The sequence below is a fragment of the Leucobacter sp. CX169 genome, assembly GCF_017161405.1.
Taxonomy (GTDB): Bacteria; Actinomycetota; Actinomycetes; order Actinomycetales; family Microbacteriaceae; genus Cx-87.
This window is the reverse complement of sequence record NZ_CP071051.1, coordinates 701,197-722,038: the sequence shown is the minus strand read 5'-3', so window position 1 is coordinate 722,038 and position 20,842 is coordinate 701,197. Positions and strand designations below refer to the sequence as shown.

The window sequence follows — 20,842 nt, the reverse complement described above, 5'->3', positions numbered from 1 at the left end:
TCTTGATGGTCGGTGGTGGCTCCTGAGGCGATCCGCTGTGGCAGATCACGGGCACGGTGGTGGACCGTCCCCCTATCGTAAACGCACGTCGGCCGCCGTTGATTCCGCCGGGGTGCGCCGCGCCTGCCGTACGGAGTCCCCCACGAGCAGGATCAGCGCGATCCAGACGGTCGCAAAGCCAATCCAGCGCGCCGGATCCATGGGCTCGTGGAGCAAGAATGCGCCCGTGAGAAAGTTCAGGATGGGCGTGATGAACTGGATAAATCCCATGTGCGAGAGCGGCAAGCGTCGATTCGCCGCGCCGAACAGGAGCAGCGGGATCGCCGTCATCAGCCCGCTCCCAATCAAGAGCAAGGTGATCCAGGGGCCGTGCGAGAATCCGCCGAGCGCGAAGCCACCGGATCCGCCGGCGACGAAGCCGACAATGATCAGCTGCACGATCGCAAACGGAGCCGCCGCGAGCGTCTCGACGGTAAGTCCGCTCAGCGCGTCGATCTGTTCGCTCGCCTGCTTGCGAACAAAGCCATACAGCCCGAATGAGCAGGCGAGTCCGAGCGCGATCCAGGGCATGGTGCCGTACGCGATCGCGGTAATGACGAGACCCAACGCGGCGATCCCCACCGCGAGCCACTGGACCGGCCGGAGCCTCTCGCGACGGATGATAACGCCGAGCAGGATCGTCACGAGGGGGTTGATGAAGTAGCCAAGGGCCGTCTCAATCACGTGACCGGTGAGCACCGCGACAACAAAGATCTGCCAGTTTGCATAGAGCAGCAGCGCCGAAAGCGTAAACCAACCGCCCATCTTGGGCGAGCGCAGGACGGCGAGAAGGGGGGCCCACTTGCGCAGGATCGCGATGAATACGAGGCAGAACATCAGGCAGGTGAGTACCCGCCAGGGAATCAGCTCGAACGGGTCAATGTCGGCCAACAACAAGAAATACAGGGGAAAAAGCCCCCAGAGCAGATACGCGCTAATCCCGTATACGTAGCCAATCCGATTCCCCACCGGACCAGGCTACTCCGCCCAAGGCGCCGCAGCAGACACTCGCCCCGCCGGGATCCGGAAACAACAAACGGGCGGAGCCGACACTGTCGACCCCGCCCGTATGCGAAAGAAATTTAGCGAACGACGACCGCGAGGACGTCGCGAGCGGAGAGCACCAGGTACTCCTCGCCGGCGTACTTGACCTCGGTCCCGCCGTACTTCGAGTAGATCACGCGATCGCCAACGGCGATGTCCATGGGGACCCGGTTACCGTTGTCATCGATGCGGCCGAGGCCCACGGCCACGACCTCGCCCTCCTGGGGCTTCTCCTTGGCGCTGTCCGGGATGACCAGGCCAGAGGCGGTGGTCTGCTCAGCGGCGACCTGCTGGATGACGATACGATCCTCGAGCGGCTTGATAGCGACCGACACGATTGACCTCATTTCTGAACGACGAAGGCTGGCATTGGCACACTCGATGCGAGAGTGCTAATTCAGATTCTAGGGGTCGAGTTGGCACTCACGCAAGGCGAGTGCCAAGCGGGAATCCCCGAATTGCGGCAGACCGTGGCGACAAGTGGCAGAATTGACGGGGGACCTGGCATCGGGCCGCCCGCCACCGAACCGACGAAGGGGTGTTCGTAATGTCGAACCCGAACGATCCAAACGTTTCCGAGCCGACCGGCATCCCCCCGGTGCCGCCCGTTCCGCACTACGGCGCAACGCCCGAGGCCCCGCAGCAGCCGCCCGCTGCCCCACAGTATGTCGCCCCGCAGGCGCCTGCCCCGCAGTACGCGGCGCCCCAGCAGCCCGCCTCGCCCTACGCGGCGCCCCAGGCTCAGGCGCCCCAGTACGCGGCCGCGCAGCCCTACCCCGCGGGCCCGGTTCGCCCGACCAACGGCATGGCCATCGCCGCCCTCATTACGGGCATCCTGGTCCCGATTGTCGGCATCTTCCTCGGCCACATCAGCCTGAAGCAGATCAAGCGCACGGGCGAGGCCGGCCACGGCATGGCGCTCGCGGGCCTCATCTGCGGGTACGTGTTCACGGCCTTCTGGGTCCTGTACATCATCTTCATCATCTTCGTGGTCGTGCTGGCTGGCGCTTCGAGCAGCTACAACTACTAGGCATGACCGCACTCCCCGGCTGGGACGAGCTTCCGAGCCCCGAGGGCCTCGCCGCGCTTGATCGCGTGGGCGAGGCCCTTTCGTCTGGCACCCCCTCCGACCGCGTCGGCGCGACGCTGCGCAAGGAGGGCGTCGACCCGGCATTCATCGCGGCGCTGCTGACACAGGCGCGACTGCGGCAGGCAGGCGTCGCGAAGTTCGGCGACGCTGCGCGCGCGATGCTCTTCACTCAGGCTGGCCTCGAGCAGGCGACGCGCCAGCTCGTTGCGGCGCACCACGCTGCCCGATTCCTGCGGGCAGGATCCGCCCGCGTCGCAGATCTCGGGTGCGGGATCGGGGCCGAGTCCCGTGCGTTCCTAGCCGCCGGCCTCGGCGTGCGCGCGGTCGAGATCGACCCGTTCACCGCGCGGATCGCCGCACACAACCTCGGGCTCGCGGGGCAGGCGCGCGGGGGCGACTTCGAAGTGCTCACGGGCGACGCGGTGCTGCTGGGCCGGGGGGACGCCGATGCGGTCTTTCTCGACCCCGCGCGCCGCACGTCCGGGCACCGCGACACCCGCAGACTCACCGCGCCTGAAGACTATCTGCCCCCGCTCGATTTCGCTTTCGGGCACGGCCGGGACCTGCCGACCGGCGTCAAGCTTGGGCCGGGATTCGACCGGGACCTGCTCCCCGCGGACGCCGAGGCCCAGTGGGTGTCGGTGGACGGCGCGGTCGTCGAGACCGGCGTCTGGTTCGGGGCAGCCCAGACCCCGGGCGTCGGACGCTCAGCGCTCGTGTTCCGGGGCGGCGAGGCGCACGAGCTGTCGGCCCCCGCGGACTCCCCCGATGTCGAGGTGCGCGAGCCCGGCGAGTACCTGTACGAGCCCGATGGCGCTGTCATCCGGGCGCGCCTCATCGGCCTACTCGCGCACGAGCTGGACGCGGGGATGCTCGGTGCGGGCATCGCGTATCTCACCTCGGACCGCGCGGTGTCCACGCCCTTCGCGACCGGGTTCCGCCTGCTGGAAGAACTGCCCGCCAAGGAGAAAGAGCTACGTCGCGCACTCACCGAACGCGGCATCGGCCGTCTCGAGATCAAGAAGCGCGGAGTGGACGTGGATCCTGCCGCCCTGCGCACCCGGTTGAAGCTTCGCGGCGACGCCTCCGGCACCCTCATCGTGACGCGGGCCGCCGGCCGGCACGTCGCGTACCTCGCCGAACGAATCTCAACTGCAGCCCGCGCGGCCGACGCTAGCGCACCTGGATCTCGGTGACCGGTAGCGACGAGTCGGCGCCGAAGTCCAGGCTCGACGGGGCGTGGCCCGCGATGACGAGCTGGGCGCCGAGCGACGCGATCATCGCGCCGTTATCCGTGCACAGCGAGAGCGGCGGCACGCGCAGCGTGACGCCCGCGGCGTCGGCCCGTTCCTGAGCGACCTCGCGCAGTCGCGCATTGGCCACCACGCCGCCGCCGAGCAGCAGGCGCGGCACCCCGTTGTCGAGGCAGGCCGCGATGGCCTTCGCCGTGAGGATGTCGACGACGGCCTCACGGAAGCTCGCCGCGACGTCGGGCACGGACACCTCGGTCCCGGCATCGCGCGCCTTCTCCACCCAACGGGCGACGGCGGTCTTGACGCCTGAAAACGAGAAGTCGTAGCGGTGCTTCGCCATATCTTTGGGCAGGCTAAGGCCGCGCGGGAAGCGGATCGCGGTGGGGTTTCCGGTGGCGGCCGCACGGTCGATCTCCGGCCCGCCCGGGTAGGGCAGGCCGAGCACGCGGGCGACCTTGTCAAACGCCTCGCCTGCGGCGTCGTCAATCGTCTCGCCGAGCAGCTCGACGTCCCCAACGAGGTCGCGCACGAGCAGGAGCGAGGTGTGCCCGCCTGACACCAACAGGGCGACCGTTGGCAGCTCGAGCTCACCGGCCGAGTCGTCGAGCAGATCCGCACCGACATGCCCGACGAGGTGGTTCACGGCATAGAGTGGCTTGCCGAGCGAGAGCGAGAGCGCCTTCGCCGCGGCGACACCGACCATGAGCGCGCCGGCGAGGCCGGGACCGCAGGTCACCGCGATCGCGTCGAGGTCGTCGAGCTTGATGCCTGCCTCGGCGACGGCCTGGTCGATGGTCGGGCCCATCGCCTCGAGATGGGCCCTGGCCGCAACCTCTGGCACCACGCCGCCATAGCGGGCGTGCTCGTCCATCGACGAGGCGATCGCGTTGGACAACAGCGTGCGTCCACGTACGATCCCGATTCCGGTCTCGTCGCAGCTCGTCTCGATGCCGAGTACGAGTGGCTCGTGGCCCATCAGCGTCCCTCTCCTTCGGTGTGCGTGTCGGTGTTCTGCGTCGGCGGCAACGGGCTCAGCCGCATCACCACCGCATCGATCGCGCCCGGCTGATAGTAGCCGGGGCGCAGCCCGATCTCGGCAAATCCCAGCGAGGTGTAGAGCGTGCGCGCCACCGGATTGTCGGCACGGACCTCGAGAAAGAGCTCGCGGACGCCACATTCGCGCGCGGCCGCGAGCAGTTCGAGCATGAGCCGACGGCCGGCCCCCTGCCCTTGGTACTCCGGTGCGACGGCGATTGTCTGCACGTCGCCCTCGGTGCCGACGGCGAGCAGCCCGGCGTACCCGGCAATCTGGCCCGTCGCGGCGTCTTCGAGGGCGAGGTATCGGCGGTGCTTACCGGTGATCTCGTCGCGCACGAGGTCGCGGCTCCAGGCCTCGCCCGCGAAGAGCTCGGCCTCCATCGCGGCCAGGACGTCGAGGTCGGCGAGCGTGACGTCCCGCAGGATCAGCTCGTCCCCCGCACGCCCGCTCACGGCACGACCCGCTTCGGGGCGCTCGGGGCGCGGACGTCGGGCACGCGCAGGTAGACCGCGCGATCCGCTTCGAACTCGCGTCCCGCGGCCAGGCGACGGGCCGCGAGTTGCACGAGCCGGGCGGCCGGGATCCGCGCGGGCCAGACATCGCCCGGACGAGGCAGGTGTGCCACGCGCTCCTCAAGCAGGGGGCCGGCCGCGCGCACGGGGAGGCCCGCCCAATCAAGTCCGCCGTACTCGGTCACAAAGAGCTCCCGGCGTCGCGCGTCCTGCACGACGCGGAGTTCGCTCGGCGCCGCGCCCCACTCGAGCATCGCGAGGGCAACCGCCTCGTGCCCCTGCAGCGGGAGCAGCGGTAGCTCGCGGCCACGGGCGAAGGCGTGCGCCGCCGCGATGCCCACTCGCAGTCCGGTGAACGGCCCGGGGCCTACCCCGGCGACGACACCGTCGATCGTCGCGGGGTCGCAGCCCGCGCGCTCGAGCACCTGCGCGAGCAGGCCGCCGATCGCCTCGGCGTGGCGCATCGGGTCATCGCTCGACGCCTCGTAGATGATCCCGTCCTTGCCGAGCGCCACGCTCGTGCCGAGCGCGGTATCAATTGCCAGCAGGGTGCGGCCGGCGAGCTCTGGAGCCGCCACCTCGCGCGAGCGGGGCGAGTCGAGTCGCAGTTCGTCGCGCAAGGCGAGGGGCACGGTGAGCCCCTCCGCCGAGCCTTCAGCCTGTGGGTGTGCCGCCGCGGAGGGCGCGTGTTCGGTCACAGTGCAACCCCGTCTGCCCAGCGCGGGCCGTGTCCTTCAATCCGAATGATGCGTGGCTCCACCGGCGCCTCGTCAGTGTCGTCCTCGTCCGCGTCGACTGCTCCTTCAACTCCCCCGCGGTCGGCAGCCCCGCCCAAGGGCCGCTCGATCACGAGCTCGAGCCAAGAGTCGCGGTCTTCGAGGAGCCCCGCACCCCACTCGGCCACGACCACCGAACCGGCAAAATCAATGTCGAGGTCGTCGAGTTCGAGCGCGTTCGCGAGCCGGTACGCGTCGACGTGTACGAGCGGCGCGCCCCCGACCAGCGACGGATGGGTACGGGCGAGCACAAAGGTCGGGCTCGTGACGGGGCCGCGCACGCCGAGACCCTCGCCGATTCCGCGGGTGAGCGTGGTCTTGCCGGCGCCCAGGGGGCCGGTCAGTACGACGAGGTCGCCCGCCTGCAGCTGGGCGCCGAGGCGCTCACCGATGCGATGCATCTCGTCGGGGTCGTTCGCTTCAACGACGTTCACGAAGTGTTCGACGCTCACGCGAGCTCCTCCTCGACAGGGATCCGCACGACGCGCGCGCCGATGCCGACAACGATCTCGTAGTTGATCGTCCGCATGAGCTCAGCCCATTCCTCGATCGCCGGGGCCCCGCTCTCGGGGTCACCAAACAGCACGACCGCGTCGCCGATCGCGGCCCGGTCGGCGACGGCGCCGAGGTCGACGATGAACTGATCCATCCCGATGCGCCCGACAATGGGGCAGCGCACCCCGTGCACCGTGACGCTTGCCCCGGCGCCGTTCAGCGCGCGGGGCATGCCGTCCGCGTAGCCAATCGGGACGAGGCCGAGCGTCGTGTCGGTCTCGCACACATGGTTGTAGCCGTACGAAACCCCTGTCCCTGCGGATACGCGGCGCAGCGCCACCAGCTGTGATGTGAGCGTCATCGCGGGGACCAGGCCGAGCTCGGCCGAGCTCGTCCCGGCAAAGGGGCTGAGCCCGTAGATCGCCATCCCGACGCGCACCGCGGTGTAGCGAAGCTGAGGCCGAGAGAAGGTGGCCGCGGAGGCGGAGAGATGCAGGTACTCGGGTCGCACGCCGCGCTCGGCCAGCGCGGCGATGGCACGATCGAACTGCTCGGCCTGGGCGAGGTCGCTCTCCTCACCCGCGTTCGCGAGATGGCTGAAGAGCCCGCGCACCCGGATCCGCCCGGCAGCGCTCAGCTCAGCCATACGGGCGAAGAGCGCCGCCCACTCATCGGGCGCTGCGCCATTACGACTCAGCCCCGTATCGACCTTGAGGTGAATACTCGCGGTGACGCCCACCTGTTCGGCGGCGCTCGCGAGCGACTCGAGCTGGGCGAGACTGTTAATGCCAATCTCGATGTCGGCCGCGACTCCGGCCGCGAAGTTCACTGCGGGTCCGTGGAGCCAGCAGAGCACCGGGGCCTCAATGCCGGCTTCGCGCAGAGCGAGCGCCTCTTCGAGATCGGCGACGCCAATGATGGCCGCCCCCGCGTCCACCGCCGCCTGCGCGGCGGCAGCGGCGCCGTGTCCGTAGCCATTCGCCTTCACGACCGCTATCAGGGCCGCGCCGTTCGCGCGTTCGCGGATGGTCCGCACGTTGTGTCGAATCGCCGGCAGCGAGATCTCCGCGGCGCGCATGCAGCCTGTCCTCATTGCTCTCCCCTGTTCGCTGCTTCGACGGTCGATGCCCCGGGCGACGCCGGCGCAGTTTCCAGCACGACCGTCGCGATGGCGTGATTGCCGTCGTGCGCGATGGACAACCACGGTTGCCCAGCGCCGTGGGCGGTCAACACTCGTGCCAGCTCGGCCGTGCGGGTAAAACTCGGAGCGCGGTTCTCACCGCGCACGATCTCGAGATCGTGCCAACCCAGTTCCCCCGACCCGCCGAGGGCCTTAATGAGGGCTTCCTTGCCGGCGAACCGTGCCGCGAGCGACCGATCGCTGAGGCCGCGCTCGGCCGGGGTGAAGAGGCGATCGCGGAGCGCCGGGGTGCGCTCGAGCTGGCGCGCGAAACGCACCACGTCGACCAGGTCAACCCCGACTCCGCAGATCACCTCTGCCGCCCTCAGCCCGTGTCCGACTACTCGACCGTGACCGACTTTGCCAGGTTGCGCGGCTGGTCCACGTCCAGGCCCTTCGCGCTCGCGAGCTCGAGGGCGAACCACTGCAGCGGCACGACCTGGGTGAGCGGCTCGAAGTACTCGTCAACGAGGGGCAGGCGGATCACGTCGTCGGCGTAGGGCAGCACCGAGGTGTCGCCCTTCTCCGCGATCGCGATCACGCGGGCGCCGCGCGCGCGGATTTCCTGAATGTTCGAGACCACCTTGGAGTGCATGAGCGGCGCGGTGCGCGGGCTCGGCACAAGCACGAACACCGGCTGCCCGTGATCGATCAGCGCGATCGGCCCGTGCTTCAGCTCACCGGCTGCAAAGCCCTCGGCGTGGATGTAGGCGATCTCCTTGAGCTTCAGCGCGCCCTCGAGCGCCACGGGGAACCCGACGTGGCGCCCCAGGAAGAGCACCGAACGCGTGTCCGCCATCCAGTGCGCGAGCTGCGTGATCTGCTCGTGCGTTGCGACGGCCTCGGCCATCGCCTCGGGCAGACGCTCGAACTGCGCCACGGCCGCGGCCTCGTCGGCGCTGTCCAGCGAGCCGCGCACGCGGCCGAGGTGCAGCCCGAACAGGTAGAGGGCGGTGATCTGGGCGACGAACGCCTTGGTCGAGGCGACCGCGACCTCGGGGCCGGCGTGCGTGTACAGCGCCGCATCCGACTCGCGCGGGATGGTGGCGCTCTGCGTGTTGCAGATCGAGAGCGTGCGTACGCCCTGCGCGACGGCGTACTTCACCGCCATCAGGGTGTCCATGGTTTCGCCCGACTGGCTCACCGAGACCAGCAGGGTGCGGGGGGTCAGGATGGGGTTGCGGTAGCGGAACTCGTGGCTCAGTTCGACCTCGACCGGCACGCGCGCCCACTGCTCGATTGCGTACTTACCGACGACCCCGGCGTACGAGGCCGTGCCGCAGGCGATGATGATGATGCGATCAATGTCACGCAGCACCTCGTCGCCGAGACCCGCGAGCTCGTCAAGGACGACGTGTCCATCGGTGATCCGACCGCGGGTCGTGTTCCCGACGGCATCCGGCTGCTCGGTGATTTCCTTGGCCATGAACGACGGCCAGCCGCCCTTGTCGGCCGCCCCGGCGTCCCAGGCAACTTCGTATTCCTCGAACTCCTCGGGAGTCCCCTCGAAGTCAGTGACGCGCACGCCCTCGGGGGTGATCACCGCGATACGATCCTCACCGATCGCGACTGCGCGGCGCGTGAACTCGACGAACGCAGCGACATCTGAGCCCATAAAGTTCTCGCCCTCGCCCAGTCCCACCACGAGGGGCGAGTGGTGGCGTGCGCCGACCACGGTGCCCGGCTCGTCGCGATGCATCGCGAGGAGAGTGAATGTGCCCTCGAGTCGGCGCACGATCGCGCGGAAGGCAGGTTCCAGAGATCCGACGCGCGCGACCTCGCGGCCGAGCAACACCGCAACGACCTCGGTGTCGGTCTCGCTGGCAAGTTGGTAGCCATCGGCCTCGAGCTCGGCGCGAAGCTGCGCAAAGTTCTCGACGATACCGTTGTGAATCAGCGCGAGCTTGCCCGCATCACCCAGGTGCGGGTGAGCGTTCAGATCGGTGGGTCCGCCGTGCGTCGCCCAACGCGTGTGCCCGATCCCGGTGTTCCCGGCAACGATCGGCTCCTCGGCCAGCGACTCGCGCAGCCGCACCAGCTTGCCCGAGCGCTTGCGCACCACGAGCTCGCCCGTCTCATCAACGACCGCGACACCCGCCGAGTCGTACCCCCGGTATTCGAGGCGGCCGAGGCCGCCCATCAGCACGTCGAGCGTCTGGTTCGGCCCGGTGTATCCAACGATTCCACACATGCAGCCAAGTTTAGTGGCACGATGAGTGGACCATGGCTGAGTACCCCACCGACACACGCGCAATTCTTCGCCCCGACGTGATCTCCCCGTTCACCGAGATCGACCGCGACGAATGGGCGCGACTGGCAGGCGAGACCCCGATGCCTCTCCGGGAGGCCGAGGTCGAGTCGTTCCGCGGCCTCGGCGAACCACTCGACCTCGCCGAGGTCAGCGAGGTGTACCGTCCGATCAGTCGCCTGATCAACCAGTACGCCATCGGAGCTCGCGAGGCGCACTCCCGGGTCCGCCGCTTCCTGCACCATCCCGACGAGAACCCCTCGCCGTTTGTGATCGGGATTGCCGGGTCGGTCGCCGTGGGCAAGTCGACCGTCGCCAGGATCCTGCGCGATCTGCTCGCCCGCTGGCCGGAGACCCCGCGCGTCGACCTCGTGACGACCGACGGCTTCCTGCTGCCAAACGCGGAGCTCGAGCGGCGCGGAATCGCGCACCGCAAGGGATTCCCCGAGTCCTACGACCGGCGCGCGCTGCTGCGCTTCGTCTCGCAGGTGAAGAACGGACTACCGGGCGCGAAGGTGCCCCATTACAACCACCTCGTGTATGACATCGTGCCGGGCGAATTCACCACCGTGAACGCCCCCGACATCCTCATCGTCGAGGGTCTGAACGTTCTCCAACCCGCCTCGATGGCCCACCCGCTCGCGGTCAGCGACCTCTTCGACTTCTCGATCTACGTCGACGCACGCACCTCCGACATCGAGCGCTGGTTCCAGGATCGCTTCTTGCGACTCCAGAAGGCGGCCTTCACGAACCCCGACTCGCACTTCCGGCGCTTCGCGGGGCTCAAGGAGGACGAGGCGCGGGCGCTCGCGAGCGAGTTCTGGCACAACATCAACGAGCCAAACCTGATCGAGAACATTCGCCCGACGCGGGCACGGGCATCGCTCGTGCTGCGCAAGGAGGCGAACCACCGCGTGCAGAAGGTGCTGCTCCGCAAGCAGTAGTCCGCCCCAGCCCGCCTTCCTCGGCGTACGCACCTTCGGGTCCCGTCGCACTTTACGGAGCTTTCGCACATCACGGCGCCAGGATCCTGGCGTCCGCGCTCCGACAACTCGGATCGCGCAGGCAAGTGCGCGCCAGATCCCCGGCAGCTTGCCCCTCACAGGTAGCCCGAACCCGGAGTTATCCGGAGTTTCGCCAGGCTCTCCCCGCAGCGGCCGCTCCGCGCCCAGACTTCCCACATGTTGCTTCAAGTGCTGAACTCACACCACGGGATCCTCCGCACCACCGCGCTCCTCGAGCTTGGCCTGAGCCGACATCGACTCAACCAGGCCCTTGCCTCCGGACTCATCGTCCAGCCGCGCAAAGGATGGATAGCCGTGCCCAACGCGGCACCCGAGCTCGTCTTCGCTGCGAAGCACGGCGTGCTGCTCGGCTGCGCAACCCAGGCCCGGCGGCTGGGACTCTGGACTCGAGAGCGCGATCCGCAGCACTACGTCGTACCCCGATCTGGCTCGCTCATCAGGCCGAAGGACGCGACGCTGCACTGGGGAAAGCCGATTGTCCCGCGCGAGCCCTGGGGCCTAAGCGATCCCGTTGAGAACGTCCTCAACACCGTCGCCCACTGTTTCCCTCATGAGGAAGCGGTCGCCGTCTGGGACTCGGCAATCAACAAGCGGCTAGTCGATCGGCCAATGCTCGCACGCCTGGGCTTCGACGGCACCGCGCTGCGTGTGCTCGAAGACGCCATTCCCTGGGCAGATTCGGGGCTCGAGACCTATGTCCGACTGCGGCTCGGACGGTTCGGCCTTCGAATCGTGCCTCAGGTCTGGATCCTGGGCCACACTGTCGACCTACTCATCGAGGACTTCATTGTGTTTCAGGTCGACGGGGGCCATCACGTCGGCGCGCAGCGAAGCAGCGATATCGAACACAACGCGATCCTCTCGCTGCATGGTTACACCATCGTGCGCGTCAGCTATGTCCAGCTGATGCACCACTGGCCCGAGGTCCAGGATCGACTCTTGCGTGCTGTGGCGCAGGGGAAGCCGCGCGCGTCCCGCACGTAGCGGAGCGATCGCAGTTCCCGGAGCCACACAGTAGGTGAGATCTCTCCGGGAACTACGAAAGCTCCGGCAAGTTCGGCAACCCGTGCGCGTTGCCGCGGCATCGTGTTGCCGGCGAATCACGGGGCCGCGAGGCCCTAGATCAGCCCCTTCTCCTTGAGCCAGTCCCGCGCTGCCACATCGGCCTGCGCGTTCTCCTCGCCCTCGACGCGCTCACGCAGCGAGATGAGATCCTCCGTCGTGAGTGCTGCCGAGACGGTATTCAGCACCGTAGCGAGTTCGTCGCTGAACACGTCGGAGCTCAGCAGCGGGAGCACATTCTGCGCCGCAATCAGGTTCTTCGGATCTTCAAGCACGACGAGGTCCTCGGCCGGAATCGAAGGAGAGGTCGTGAAGATATCGGCGACCTGAACCGCGTCGTCCACGAGCGCCCGCACCGTGTCGGGGCCGCCGAAGTCTTCGATCGGCAGGAACGTCACGTCTGTGACCCCATACACTGACGCGAGCCCGGGAAGCCCATACCCGAGCTCGCTAAACTGGGGCGATGCGCCCAGAGTGAACGGCTCAAGCGCGCTGAGGTCCCCGATTTCGACCAGGTCAAACTGGTCAGCGGTCGCCCGCGTGACAACGTACGCATCCTTGTCCTGCGCGGGCGATGAGTCGAGCACCTGGAACCCGGAGGGCACGAGCGTCGCCAGGGCGGCGTCGACTTCCTCAGTCGTCCGGGCTTCGTTCTCGGGATCGTAGTGGAACAACAGGTTCCCGTTGTACTCCGGGATCAGGTCAATTGACCCGTCCTCCAACGCAGGAATCGTGGCCTGGCGCGGGCCGAGGTTCAGTGCGGTGTCTACCTCGAAGCCGGCCTCTTCCAGGGCGATCACGTAAATCTCAGCGAGGATCTCGCTTTCGGGGAACGCGAAGGAGCCCACCGTAATGCTCTCGCTGCCGCCAGCCTTCGACGGCTCAGCCCCGGTGGGATCGGCGGTCGCGCACCCTGCCAGAGCGAAAAGCGCCCCGATGGCGGTCACGCTCGCGGCAAATCGCAACCTCTTGTGTGTTGGAGACATCTATTGCTTCCCTTCGTCGGTTGTGGTCATTGCATCCGCACGTTGCTCGAACGAGCGCGCGCGGGAGTCTGTTGCATTGCGGGCACGAACCGAGCGCGGCGCGCGCTGCGCGACCGTACCTCGGGGGCGGACGAGACGCTGGACGAGCGCGAGCGCGCCGTCCACGACCAGCGCGAGGACCGTGACGAGCAGCGCGCCGCCCAATATTCTGTCGTTATCATTCAGGCCGATACCGCTCGAGATAATTCGACCAATACCGCCGAGCCCGATGTACGAGGCAATGACGGCAGTGGCAATCACCTGCAGCACGGATGCCCGGATGCCGCCCACGATGAGCGGCAACGCGAGAGGTATCTCGACCTTCGTCAGTATCTGCAGTTCACTCATGCCATTCGCTCGCGCCGCGTCGACGGTCACACGATCGACCGATTCGATTCCGGAATAAGCGCCCGCGAGGGTGGAAGGAATCGCCAAGATCGTGAGGGAGGTGAATGCCGCGGCGAAGCCGCTCGCAGTGAAGCTCAAGAAATAGCCAAAAACGACCGAGAACGCCATCAGCAGACCCAGTGTCGGCATGGCGCGAGCCCCACCCGTAAACGCGATCACGAACTGCCGGCCTCGCCCCGTGTGCCCGATGTAAAACCCGAGCGGCAGGGCAATCAGGCACGAGAGTGCCACTGCAATCACCGTGTAGCTGAGGTGCTCCGCGACCCTGTCGCCAATGGGGAGCGGGGTCTGCGAGCCCGCCACATAGTTCGCCGGGTCGAAGAGCCAAGCCAGCGCGCTCAGGAAGAAATCCATGTTGCCTCCCCCCTCGCCGCGAGCCGCGCGGTCCGCCGGGATGCCCGCCGCCGCCCAGTCTCGTTCCACGGCATTACGAGCTTGCCGAGCGCTACCAACAAGAGATCGAACACGAGCGCGATGAGCACGCTCGCCACGATACCGACGAGAATCTCCTCGAGATTATTGCGCTGCCGACCGTTCAGGAAGAGGTACCCGAGGTTGCGGGATCCGATGATCGCGCCGACCGACACGAGGGCGATCGTGCTCACCGAAACGACCCGCATACCGGCGAGCAGAACTGGACCCGCCAGGGGGAACTCCACACCCCAGAACCGGGACCACGCAGAGAAGCCCATCGCCGTGGCGGCTTGTCGCGTTGTTGCGTCAACCGAGCCCAGGGCGTCGGCGGCCGAGCGCACCATCACGGCAACACCGTAGATGAGCAGCGCGACAATCACGTTCACCTCGCTGAGTACCCGCGTACCGAGGATGTACGGCAGCATCACAAAGAGCGGCAACGAGGGAATCGTGTAGAGCAGGCTCCCCGAAGTTATGGTCACCGCGCGAAGCACACGGTTGCGGTTCGCGAGCCAGCCCAACGGGACGGCGATCACAAATGAGAGCACGATAGGAATCACGCTCAACCGGATGTGGTTGATCGTGAGCTCGGCAATCAGCTCCAGATTGTCGAGGGTCCAGGTCACTGGGTTCCCGCTCCGAGCGGTGTCTCCGCACCCGCAAGGACTCCGGCGGGCCGGCCCTCCCTGTCGACGACGAGCGTTATGTCGCCGTCGCCCTGGCGGCGCTGCAAGTACAGCTGTCGTTTGCCGGCGTCGGCTCCAATGAAGCTCGCTACGAACTCGTCGGCAGGATCCGCCAGGATCTGGGCTGGGGTGCCCACCTGCGCGACGATGCCGCCCTTCCTGAGAATGACGACCTGGTCGGCAAGGGTGAATGCCTCGTCGATGTCGTGTGTCACGAACACGATGGTTTTGCCCAGCTCGCGCTGCAACCGGTTCAGTTCGACTTGGAGCTCTGCGCGAACGATCGGGTCAACCGCCCCGAACGGCTCGTCCATGAGCAGCACCTGGGGGTCGCTCGCCAGCGCCCTGGCGACGCCCACGCGCTGCTGCTGCCCACCCGATAGTTGGCGCGGGTACCGCTTCGCGAGCGACTCGTCGAGCCCCACGGTGTTCAGGAGCTGGCGCGCGGCGCGGCGCGCATCGGCCTTCGGCATTCCGTTGAGGCGGGGCACGGTTGCGATGTTGTCGACAACGCTCCGGTGCGGCAGCAGGCCAGACGCCTGGAGCACATAGCCGATGCTCCGGCGCAACTGCACGGGGTTCATTCCGGCGATGTCTTCGCCATCAATCAGGATCTGGCCGCTGCTCGGTTCCACCATCCGGTTGATCATGCGCAGCAGGGTGGTCTTGCCCGAACCCGATGAACCGACGAAGACCGTCGTCTTGTTCGAGGGCAGAGTCAGCGTGAAGTCCTCGACGGCTCTCGTACCATCGTCAAAGACCTTGGAAACCTGGCGAAACTCGATCATGAACTGCTCTCGTTCCTCGTGGCGCCGTGAAGGAACTATCAAATCTAGTGCACGAACATGTTTGCTCCGAGTGCAGCAGAGAATTCCTGTCTTGGTTCGCTCGCCGGGCACAAAAAGCGGCGCGTCAGCTAGACGGCGAGGCGCTCCGCGACCACCGCGGCCAGGGAATCAGCGAGCTGCTGCGCCTGGGCCACCTCGGCGGCCTCGACCATCACGCGTACCACCGGCTCGGTGCCCGACGGGCGCAGCAAGACGCGCCCATTGCCGCCCAGGTCGCGCTCGACCTGCGCGACGGCCTGAGCCAGCACCTCGTCCTCGGCGACCCGCGTGCGATCGACGCCGCGTACATTCACGAGCACCTGCGGGTACACCGTCATGCACGAGGCCAGGTCCGCGAGCGTGCGGCCGGTGCGCGCGATCTCGGCGGCCAGGTGCAGACCGGTCAGGATCCCGTCGCCGGTCGTGGCGAACTCGCTCATGATGACGTGCCCGGACTGCTCGCCGCCCAGCGAGTACCCGTGCTCGTTGATGGCCTCGAGGACGTAGCGGTCCCCCACGCCGGTCTCGATCACGTCGATGCCGTTGTCGGCCATCGCGAGCTTCAGCCCGAGATTACTCATCACTGTCGCGACGAGCGTGTTCTTTTCCAGCATGCCCCGGCTCGACATCGACAGGGCAAGGATCGCCATGATCTTGTCGCCGTCGATGACGTTGCCGTCGGCGTCGACCGCGAGGCATCGATCCGCGTCGCCGTCGTGGGCAATGCCGAGATCGGCGCCCTCGGAACGCACGCGCTCAATGAGCTGCTCAAGGTGAGTCGAGCCGATGCCGTCGTTGATGTTAAAGCCGTCGGGGTCGTTCCCAATGACCGAGAGCTTCGCGCCGGCATCGGTGAAGACCTGCGGCGAGATGCCGGCCGCGGCGCCGTGGGCGCAGTCGAGCACGACGTGAATCCCTGCAAGGGAGGTCCCTGCGAGCGTGCTCAGCAGGTGCAGAATGTAGCGGTCCTCGGCATCGGCGAAGCGCCGGATGCGACCGACCTGGCGGCCCGTCGTGCCGACCAGCGGGCCGGCGAGCGCGGCCTCAATCTGGTCCTCAACGTCGTCGGCGAGCTTGCGCCCTCCAGCCGCGAAGAACTTGATCCCGTTGTCCGGAGCCGGATTGTGTGAGGCCGAAACCATCACGCCAAAGTCGGCTCCCGTGTCCGCCACCAAGTAGGCGGCGGCTGGGGTGGGAATGACCCCTGCATCGCGTACATCCACGCCGGCCGATGCAAGACCGGCAGAGACTGCCGCGGCGATGAACTCGCCCGACACCCGGGGATCCCGAGCCACCACTGCGGTGGGGCGCCGGCTCTCGGAACGCGCATCGCGTCCCAAAACCAGTGCCGCCGCCTGGGCGAGGTTCAGGGCAAGTTCTGCGGTCACATCGACCCCAGCCAAGCCCCGAACCCCGTCGGTGCCGAACAACCGCGCCACGGCAGTCTCTCCGAACGCCTGTTTAGCGCTTCGAGTACTGAGGCGCCTTGCGGGCCTTCTTGAGACCAGCCTTCTTGCGCTCCTTGACGCGAGCGTCACGGCTCAGGAAGCCGGCCTTCTTCAGGGTCGCGCGGTTGTGCTCTTCGTCGATCTCGTTGAGGGCACGAGCGATCGCGAGGCGAAGCGCGCCGGCCTGACCCGAGGGGCCACCACCGGTGATCTTCGCGATGACGTCGTACGCGCCACCGAGCTCGAGCACGGTGAAGGGGTCCGTGATGAGCTGCTGGTGCAGCTTGTTCGGGAAGTACTCAGCCAGCTCGCGGCCGTTCACCGTCATGGTGCCGGCGCCGGGGATGAGGCGCACGCGGGCAATAGCCTGCTTGCGACGGCCCACAGCTGCACCGGGAACGGTCAGCGCGGGGCGGGGAGCCGCTGCCGCTGCCTCAGCGGCCGGGGTCTCGGTGGTGTAGCTCTCAGGAGCGACAGTCTGGTCTGCGTTGGTCACGTTGTGAATCCTTTTTCTCTGAAGTCTGATCGGGTGCGCGAACTACTGCGCGACCTGTCCGAGGGTGAAGGTCGCCGGCTGCTGAGCCGTGTGGGGGTGGTTCGGGCCTGCGTAGACCTTCAGCTTCTTGATCTGATCGCGACCAAGCGAGTTCTTCGGCAGCATGCCGCGGATCGCCATCTCAACGGCGCGCTCCGGGTTCTTGCCGAGCAGCTCGGTGTAGCTCACCGAACGGAGGCCGCCCGGGTAGCCCGAGTGGCGGTACGCGCGCTTGGTCTCGGCCTTGTTGTTCGTGAGAACGACCTTGTCAGCGTTGATGATGACAACGTAATCGCCCATGTCCATGTGGGGGGCGAAGGTGGTCTTGTGCTTGCCGCGCAGGAGGATTGCAACCTGCGAAGCGAGACGGCCGAGCACTACGTCGGTGGCGTCAATGATGAGCCAGTCGTGCTTCTGCTCGGCTGCCTTCGGGGAATAAGTGCGAGTCACTGTCGTGCTGCTTTCTATCGAAATGGAGGTGTCCGTGAATCCCGCTCCGTTGCCGGTTTGCCGGGCAGATGCCGCGAAAAACCGAGTCGGTGGAGGGCTCAACTTCGGGTGCCGACGTACAACGCCGAGCGCCAAAGAGAAATCTTATCACAGGGTGGGCGTGTCACCCGAGCGCGCGCCCCTGCCGTACCGGCAGCCTACTCCGCAGGATCCGGGCCGCAGCCCTCGCGCAGCTCTCCGGCCACGGCAATCTCGCGCAGCTCGGCGGGGGCCTGGGGCGGGATCGCCGCTCGCCTCGCACGCGTGAGGGCGGCGCGATCGGCGACCTCGTGGTGCGGCGGGTACGTAATTTCCTCGAGGCTGAGCCCGTGCGGCGGCATGACGGCGAAGCGGTTCGGACGTTCCCGCGCCTCGAGCAGCCGGTCAAGCTCGGCCACGTCGATCCTGCCGGTGCCGACCGAAACCACCGCCCCGACGAGCGAGCGCACCATGGAGTGGCAGAACGCGTCGGCCTCGATGCGGGCGACGAATACCCCGTCGGGGTCCTCGCGCCAACTGAACTCGAGGAGGTTGCGCACCGCGGTAGCGCCCTCGCGCGCCTTACAGAAACTCGTGAAATCCCGCAGCCCGACCAGCGAGGAGGCTGCCCGCTGCATCTCGGCGAAGTCGAGCTCGTGCGGCACGTCGGCGGTGGTGGCGCGGCTCAGCGGGTCGCGGCGCACGCCGAGACCGCGGAGACGGTACTCGTAGCGTCGCTTGATCGCCGAGTACCGCGCTTCGAAGCCGTCGGGAACCTCGGTGACCTCGTGCACGACCAGGTCAGGAGCGGTGCGCTTGATAATCCCGTTGATGCGGCGGGCCCGCAGCGTCGGGAGCAGGCCGGCGTCGGTGATCTGTCCTGCCCAGCGCGCCAACTGCTGGGGCGTCACGTCAATGTGCGCGACCTGGCCACGCGCGTGGACACCGGTGTCGGTGCGCCCGCCGACGGTGACCGCGACGCGCTTGTCCGGCGAGCGCAGCAGCACTCCGAGGGCACGCTCGAGCTCGCCCTGCACCGTGCGGAGGCCGGGCTGCATCGCCCACCCGAAGAAGTCGGTGCCGTCGTACGCGATGTCGAGGCGAAGCCGCACGAGGTCCGCGCTGCGCTCGGGCCGGCGCGCAAGATTCCCCCGCGCCAATTCGTTCTGCGCCGAGGACTCGCTCGTCTCGTACACCACCGATATCCCTTCGTCCGTTCGACTGCTCTGCCAGGGAGTGTCGACCATTCTGGCCTACACTCGATGGGTCCCCCAGCTCAGGAGCACAGCCACCCCCATGTCACTCGGAACCGCCACCGGTCACGCCGAACCGGCGATTCCGAAGGCGACCCAAGCTCCCATGGTACGGGCACGGTACCGGGGCCTCGACGGGCTGCGCGCGATTGCGGTCGGTCTCGTGCTGGTCTATCACCTCTTCCCCGGCCTCCTACCCGGCGGCTTCCTGGGCGTCGACGTCTTCTTTGCGATCAGCGGCTTCCTCATCACCTCGCTCCTGCTGAGCGAGTGGTCCGCGTCGGGCAGGATCCGGTTGGCGGACTTCTGGCGCCGTCGAGCCCGCCGCCTGCTGCCAGCCCTCGGGCTCGTGATCGCAACCGTGTCGACGGCAGCGCTCGTGGTGGGTGGCGACGTCCTTGTGGGCATCGGCCGCCAGATCGCCGGCGCCGCCTTATTTATGAGCAACTGGACCTCGATTGCGGCCGGCTCCGACTACTTCGCGAAGGACGCGCCAGAGCTCTTCCGGAACACCTGGTCCCTCGGCATCGAGGAACAGTTCTACCTCGTCCTCCCCTTACTCGCGCTCGCGCTCGTGCGCCTGCCCGGTCGCGCCGGCAGGATCGGGCGCCCCGTGCTCTTCGCAGCGCTCGGGCTGACCTCCGCCGTCCTGATGGCGGCGGGATCATTCGCCGGCGCTGAACCGTCCCGCCTGTACTTCGGTTCCGATACGCACAGCTTTGGCCTCCTCCTCGGCGCCGCGCTCGCCTGCGTACTGCACCGGGGCGCCCGCGAGGGGACCGCGGCAGAGCGCCCGGCACGCCAGTGGCCGCTCTGGGTTACCGCAGCAGCAGGCCTCATCGTCCTGGGGGCGCTTGCGCTCACGCTACGCGAGGGCAGCCCCGAGAGCTTCCGCGGCGGGATCCAGCTGGCGACGCTCGCGGCCCTCGCGGTCATCGGGGCGGTCACACGCCCGGGCATGGGGCTCGCGCCGCACCTCGACGCGCGCCCGCTGCGGTGGGTCGGCGAACGCTCGTACGGCATCTACCTTTGGCATTGGCCGCTGCTCCTGCTCGCGCAGGCCGTCTTCGGAAAGTGGGCGTCCTCCGGTACCGGCTGGCTCACCACCGGCCTGTGCGTGTTGGCGCTGACGCTGGTGCTGTCCCAACTCTCGTATCGGTATGTCGAGCAGCCCGTCCGCCGACTCGGGCTCATGCGATCCCTCCGCAGGCTCGGGCAGCTCGGCCGAGGCGATCGGCGAGCGCGCGTCATCGCGCTCTCATTCGTCACCGTTCTCGCGATCACCGTCCCGGCGACGATCGCCGCGGTGGTCACGGCCCCACAGACCACGTCCGCGGAGGCCGCGATCGAGCGAGGCCGCGTGCTCCTCGAGGCCGCCGAGCAAGAGGCCGCCGAGCAAGCCCCGAAGACGAGCGCGCCTGAGAGCGGACCGCTGCTGCCCACTGGCGCGCAGTTGACCGCAATCGGCGACTCGGTCATGCTCGCGAGCAGCCCTGAGCTCGCCGCCCGGTTCCCCGGGATCAGCATTGATGCCGAGGTCTCACGCGGACTGTCCGTCGGTGTGGGCCTGGCCCAGGATCAGCTCGCCAGCGGCAGCCTCCGATACGCCCTCGTGGTCGGACTCGGCACGAACGGGCCGATCGACGAGGCCGATCTCGATGCGCTCCGCGCGGCCGCTGGCCCACGCCCGCTTGTGCTCGTGAGCGCGCACGCCGACCGCGATTGGATTCCGGGGGTGAATGCGCTGCTCGCGCAGTACGCGGCCGCCCACCGCGGGGTCGTCCTCGCCGAATGGGACACCGCGATCACCCCCCACCCGGAGATGCTGGCCGGCGACGGGATCCACCCCGAGCCGTCGGGCGGCGAGCTCTATGCCTCGGCCATCGAGGAGGCCCTCGCGCGCCTGCACACGCCGAGCGAAAGCGTCGGCTTCGGCGGACCCCGCCGGTAGTTCGGCCGCTCGCCTGCTGCCCCTGCGTCGACCGCGCGCGCTCGACGCTGTCACCAGTGCCCGG

General features: G+C 67.8%; 22 protein-coding genes. 5 read left to right on the top strand and 17 right to left on the bottom strand.

Annotated features, from left to right (window positions below; genetic code table 11):
• Positions 1-72 precede the first annotated feature (72 nt).
• Positions 73-1,008 (bottom strand): EamA family transporter RarD, encoded by a 936-nt coding sequence (gene rarD / locus JW030_RS03230; protein WP_188045707.1) that lies wholly within the window; start codon positions 1,006-1,008, stop codon positions 73-75.
• Between the two features lie 113 nt (positions 1,009-1,121).
• Positions 1,122-1,418, bottom strand: a complete 297-nt coding sequence (groES, locus tag JW030_RS03225; RefSeq protein ID WP_188045708.1) for a co-chaperone GroES — start codon at positions 1,416-1,418, stop codon at positions 1,122-1,124.
• A gap of 212 nt (positions 1,419-1,630) precedes the next feature.
• Between groES and JW030_RS03220 the strand changes: the two genes are divergently transcribed.
• Positions 1,631-2,113, top strand: coding sequence for a DUF4190 domain-containing protein (locus JW030_RS03220; protein WP_188045709.1), 483 nt, complete (start codon positions 1,631-1,633; stop codon positions 2,111-2,113).
• A 2-nt stretch (positions 2,114-2,115) separates the two neighbouring features.
• Positions 2,116-3,369: a class I SAM-dependent methyltransferase gene (locus JW030_RS03215; RefSeq protein ID WP_188045710.1), complete on the top strand. Its 1,254-nt coding sequence runs from the start codon at positions 2,116-2,118 to the stop codon at positions 3,367-3,369.
• Here JW030_RS03215 and tsaD read toward each other — a convergent pair.
• The 7 genes from tsaD to glmS are packed head-to-tail and all read right to left on the bottom strand — an operon-like array spanning position 3,347 to position 9,619.
• A complete protein-coding gene (gene tsaD, locus JW030_RS03210; protein ID WP_188045711.1) occupies positions 3,347-4,402 on the bottom strand; it encodes a tRNA (adenosine(37)-N6)-threonylcarbamoyltransferase complex transferase subunit TsaD in 1,056 nt (351 codons plus the stop codon). The genes JW030_RS03215 and tsaD overlap by 23 nt on opposite strands.
• Positions 4,402-4,917 carry a ribosomal protein S18-alanine N-acetyltransferase gene (rimI, locus tag JW030_RS03205; RefSeq protein WP_241095532.1) on the bottom strand — a complete coding sequence of 172 codons (516 nt, stop codon included), beginning with the start codon at positions 4,915-4,917 and terminating at the stop codon, positions 4,402-4,404. The genes tsaD and rimI overlap by 1 nt, the downstream gene beginning before the upstream one ends.
• A complete protein-coding gene (gene tsaB, locus JW030_RS03200) occupies positions 4,914-5,675 on the bottom strand; it encodes a tRNA (adenosine(37)-N6)-threonylcarbamoyltransferase complex dimerization subunit type 1 TsaB (protein WP_241095531.1) in 762 nt (253 codons plus the stop codon). Before tsaB ends, rimI begins: the two co-directional genes overlap by 4 nt.
• The gene (gene tsaE / locus JW030_RS03195) at positions 5,672-6,154 is read right to left on the bottom strand and encodes a tRNA (adenosine(37)-N6)-threonylcarbamoyltransferase complex ATPase subunit type 1 TsaE (protein ID WP_188045835.1); all 483 of its coding nucleotides are present in this window, start codon (positions 6,152-6,154) and stop codon (positions 5,672-5,674) included. Before tsaE ends, tsaB begins: the two co-directional genes overlap by 4 nt.
• A gap of 47 nt (positions 6,155-6,201) precedes the next feature.
• A complete protein-coding gene (gene alr / locus JW030_RS03190; RefSeq protein WP_188045712.1) occupies positions 6,202-7,326 on the bottom strand; it encodes an alanine racemase in 1,125 nt (374 codons plus the stop codon).
• Between the two features lie 11 nt (positions 7,327-7,337).
• On the bottom strand, positions 7,338-7,742 hold the full coding sequence (locus JW030_RS03185) for a holo-ACP synthase (protein ID WP_188045713.1): 405 nt from the start codon (positions 7,740-7,742) through the stop codon (positions 7,338-7,340).
• A 26-nt stretch (positions 7,743-7,768) separates the two neighbouring features.
• Complete coding sequence (gene glmS / locus JW030_RS03180) at positions 7,769-9,619, bottom strand: glutamine--fructose-6-phosphate transaminase (isomerizing) (protein ID WP_188045714.1); 1,851 nt, start codon at positions 9,617-9,619, stop codon at positions 7,769-7,771.
• Positions 9,620-9,651: 32 nt separating this feature from the next.
• Between glmS and coaA the strand changes: the two genes are divergently transcribed.
• Both coaA and JW030_RS13485 read left to right on the top strand, forming a co-directional pair.
• Positions 9,652-10,620, top strand: coding sequence for a type I pantothenate kinase (gene coaA, locus JW030_RS03175; protein ID WP_188045715.1), 969 nt, complete (start codon positions 9,652-9,654; stop codon positions 10,618-10,620).
• A gap of 237 nt (positions 10,621-10,857) precedes the next feature.
• Complete coding sequence (locus tag JW030_RS13485) at positions 10,858-11,685, top strand: type IV toxin-antitoxin system AbiEi family antitoxin domain-containing protein (RefSeq protein ID WP_241095530.1); 828 nt, start codon at positions 10,858-10,860, stop codon at positions 11,683-11,685.
• A 134-nt stretch (positions 11,686-11,819) separates the two neighbouring features.
• On the opposite strand, the gene JW030_RS03165 is transcribed toward JW030_RS13485, so the two are convergent.
• From JW030_RS03165 to truA, 8 genes are all read right to left on the bottom strand, one after another.
• Positions 11,820-12,749 (bottom strand): ABC transporter substrate-binding protein, encoded by a 930-nt coding sequence (locus tag JW030_RS03165; RefSeq protein WP_188045716.1) that lies wholly within the window; start codon positions 12,747-12,749, stop codon positions 11,820-11,822.
• Entirely contained in the window at positions 12,750-13,550 is an 801-nt protein-coding gene (locus JW030_RS03160) for an ABC transporter permease (RefSeq protein ID WP_188045717.1), read from the bottom strand.
• The gene (locus JW030_RS03155) at positions 13,535-14,236 is read right to left on the bottom strand and encodes an ABC transporter permease (protein ID WP_188045718.1); all 702 of its coding nucleotides are present in this window, start codon (positions 14,234-14,236) and stop codon (positions 13,535-13,537) included. Before JW030_RS03155 ends, JW030_RS03160 begins: the two co-directional genes overlap by 16 nt.
• The gene (locus tag JW030_RS03150; protein ID WP_188045719.1) at positions 14,233-15,084 is read right to left on the bottom strand and encodes an ABC transporter ATP-binding protein; all 852 of its coding nucleotides are present in this window, start codon (positions 15,082-15,084) and stop codon (positions 14,233-14,235) included. Before JW030_RS03150 ends, JW030_RS03155 begins: the two co-directional genes overlap by 4 nt.
• Positions 15,085-15,212: 128 nt before the next feature.
• Positions 15,213-16,562, bottom strand: coding sequence for a phosphoglucosamine mutase (gene glmM / locus JW030_RS03145; RefSeq protein WP_188045720.1), 1,350 nt, complete (start codon positions 16,560-16,562; stop codon positions 15,213-15,215).
• A gap of 22 nt (positions 16,563-16,584) precedes the next feature.
• Positions 16,585-17,067 (bottom strand): 30S ribosomal protein S9, encoded by a 483-nt coding sequence (gene rpsI, locus JW030_RS03140; protein WP_188045721.1) that lies wholly within the window; start codon positions 17,065-17,067, stop codon positions 16,585-16,587.
• A gap of 42 nt (positions 17,068-17,109) precedes the next feature.
• Positions 17,110-17,556, bottom strand: a complete 447-nt coding sequence (rplM, locus tag JW030_RS03135) for a 50S ribosomal protein L13 (protein ID WP_188045722.1) — start codon at positions 17,554-17,556, stop codon at positions 17,110-17,112.
• 197 nt (positions 17,557-17,753) lie between these two features.
• Entirely contained in the window at positions 17,754-18,773 is a 1,020-nt protein-coding gene (truA, locus tag JW030_RS03130; protein ID WP_371813517.1) for a tRNA pseudouridine(38-40) synthase TruA, read from the bottom strand.
• Between the two features lie 97 nt (positions 18,774-18,870).
• Between truA and JW030_RS03125 the strand changes: the two genes are divergently transcribed.
• The gene (locus tag JW030_RS03125; RefSeq protein ID WP_241095529.1) at positions 18,871-20,778 is read left to right on the top strand and encodes an acyltransferase family protein; all 1,908 of its coding nucleotides are present in this window, start codon (positions 18,871-18,873) and stop codon (positions 20,776-20,778) included.
• Positions 20,779-20,842 lie beyond the last annotated feature (64 nt).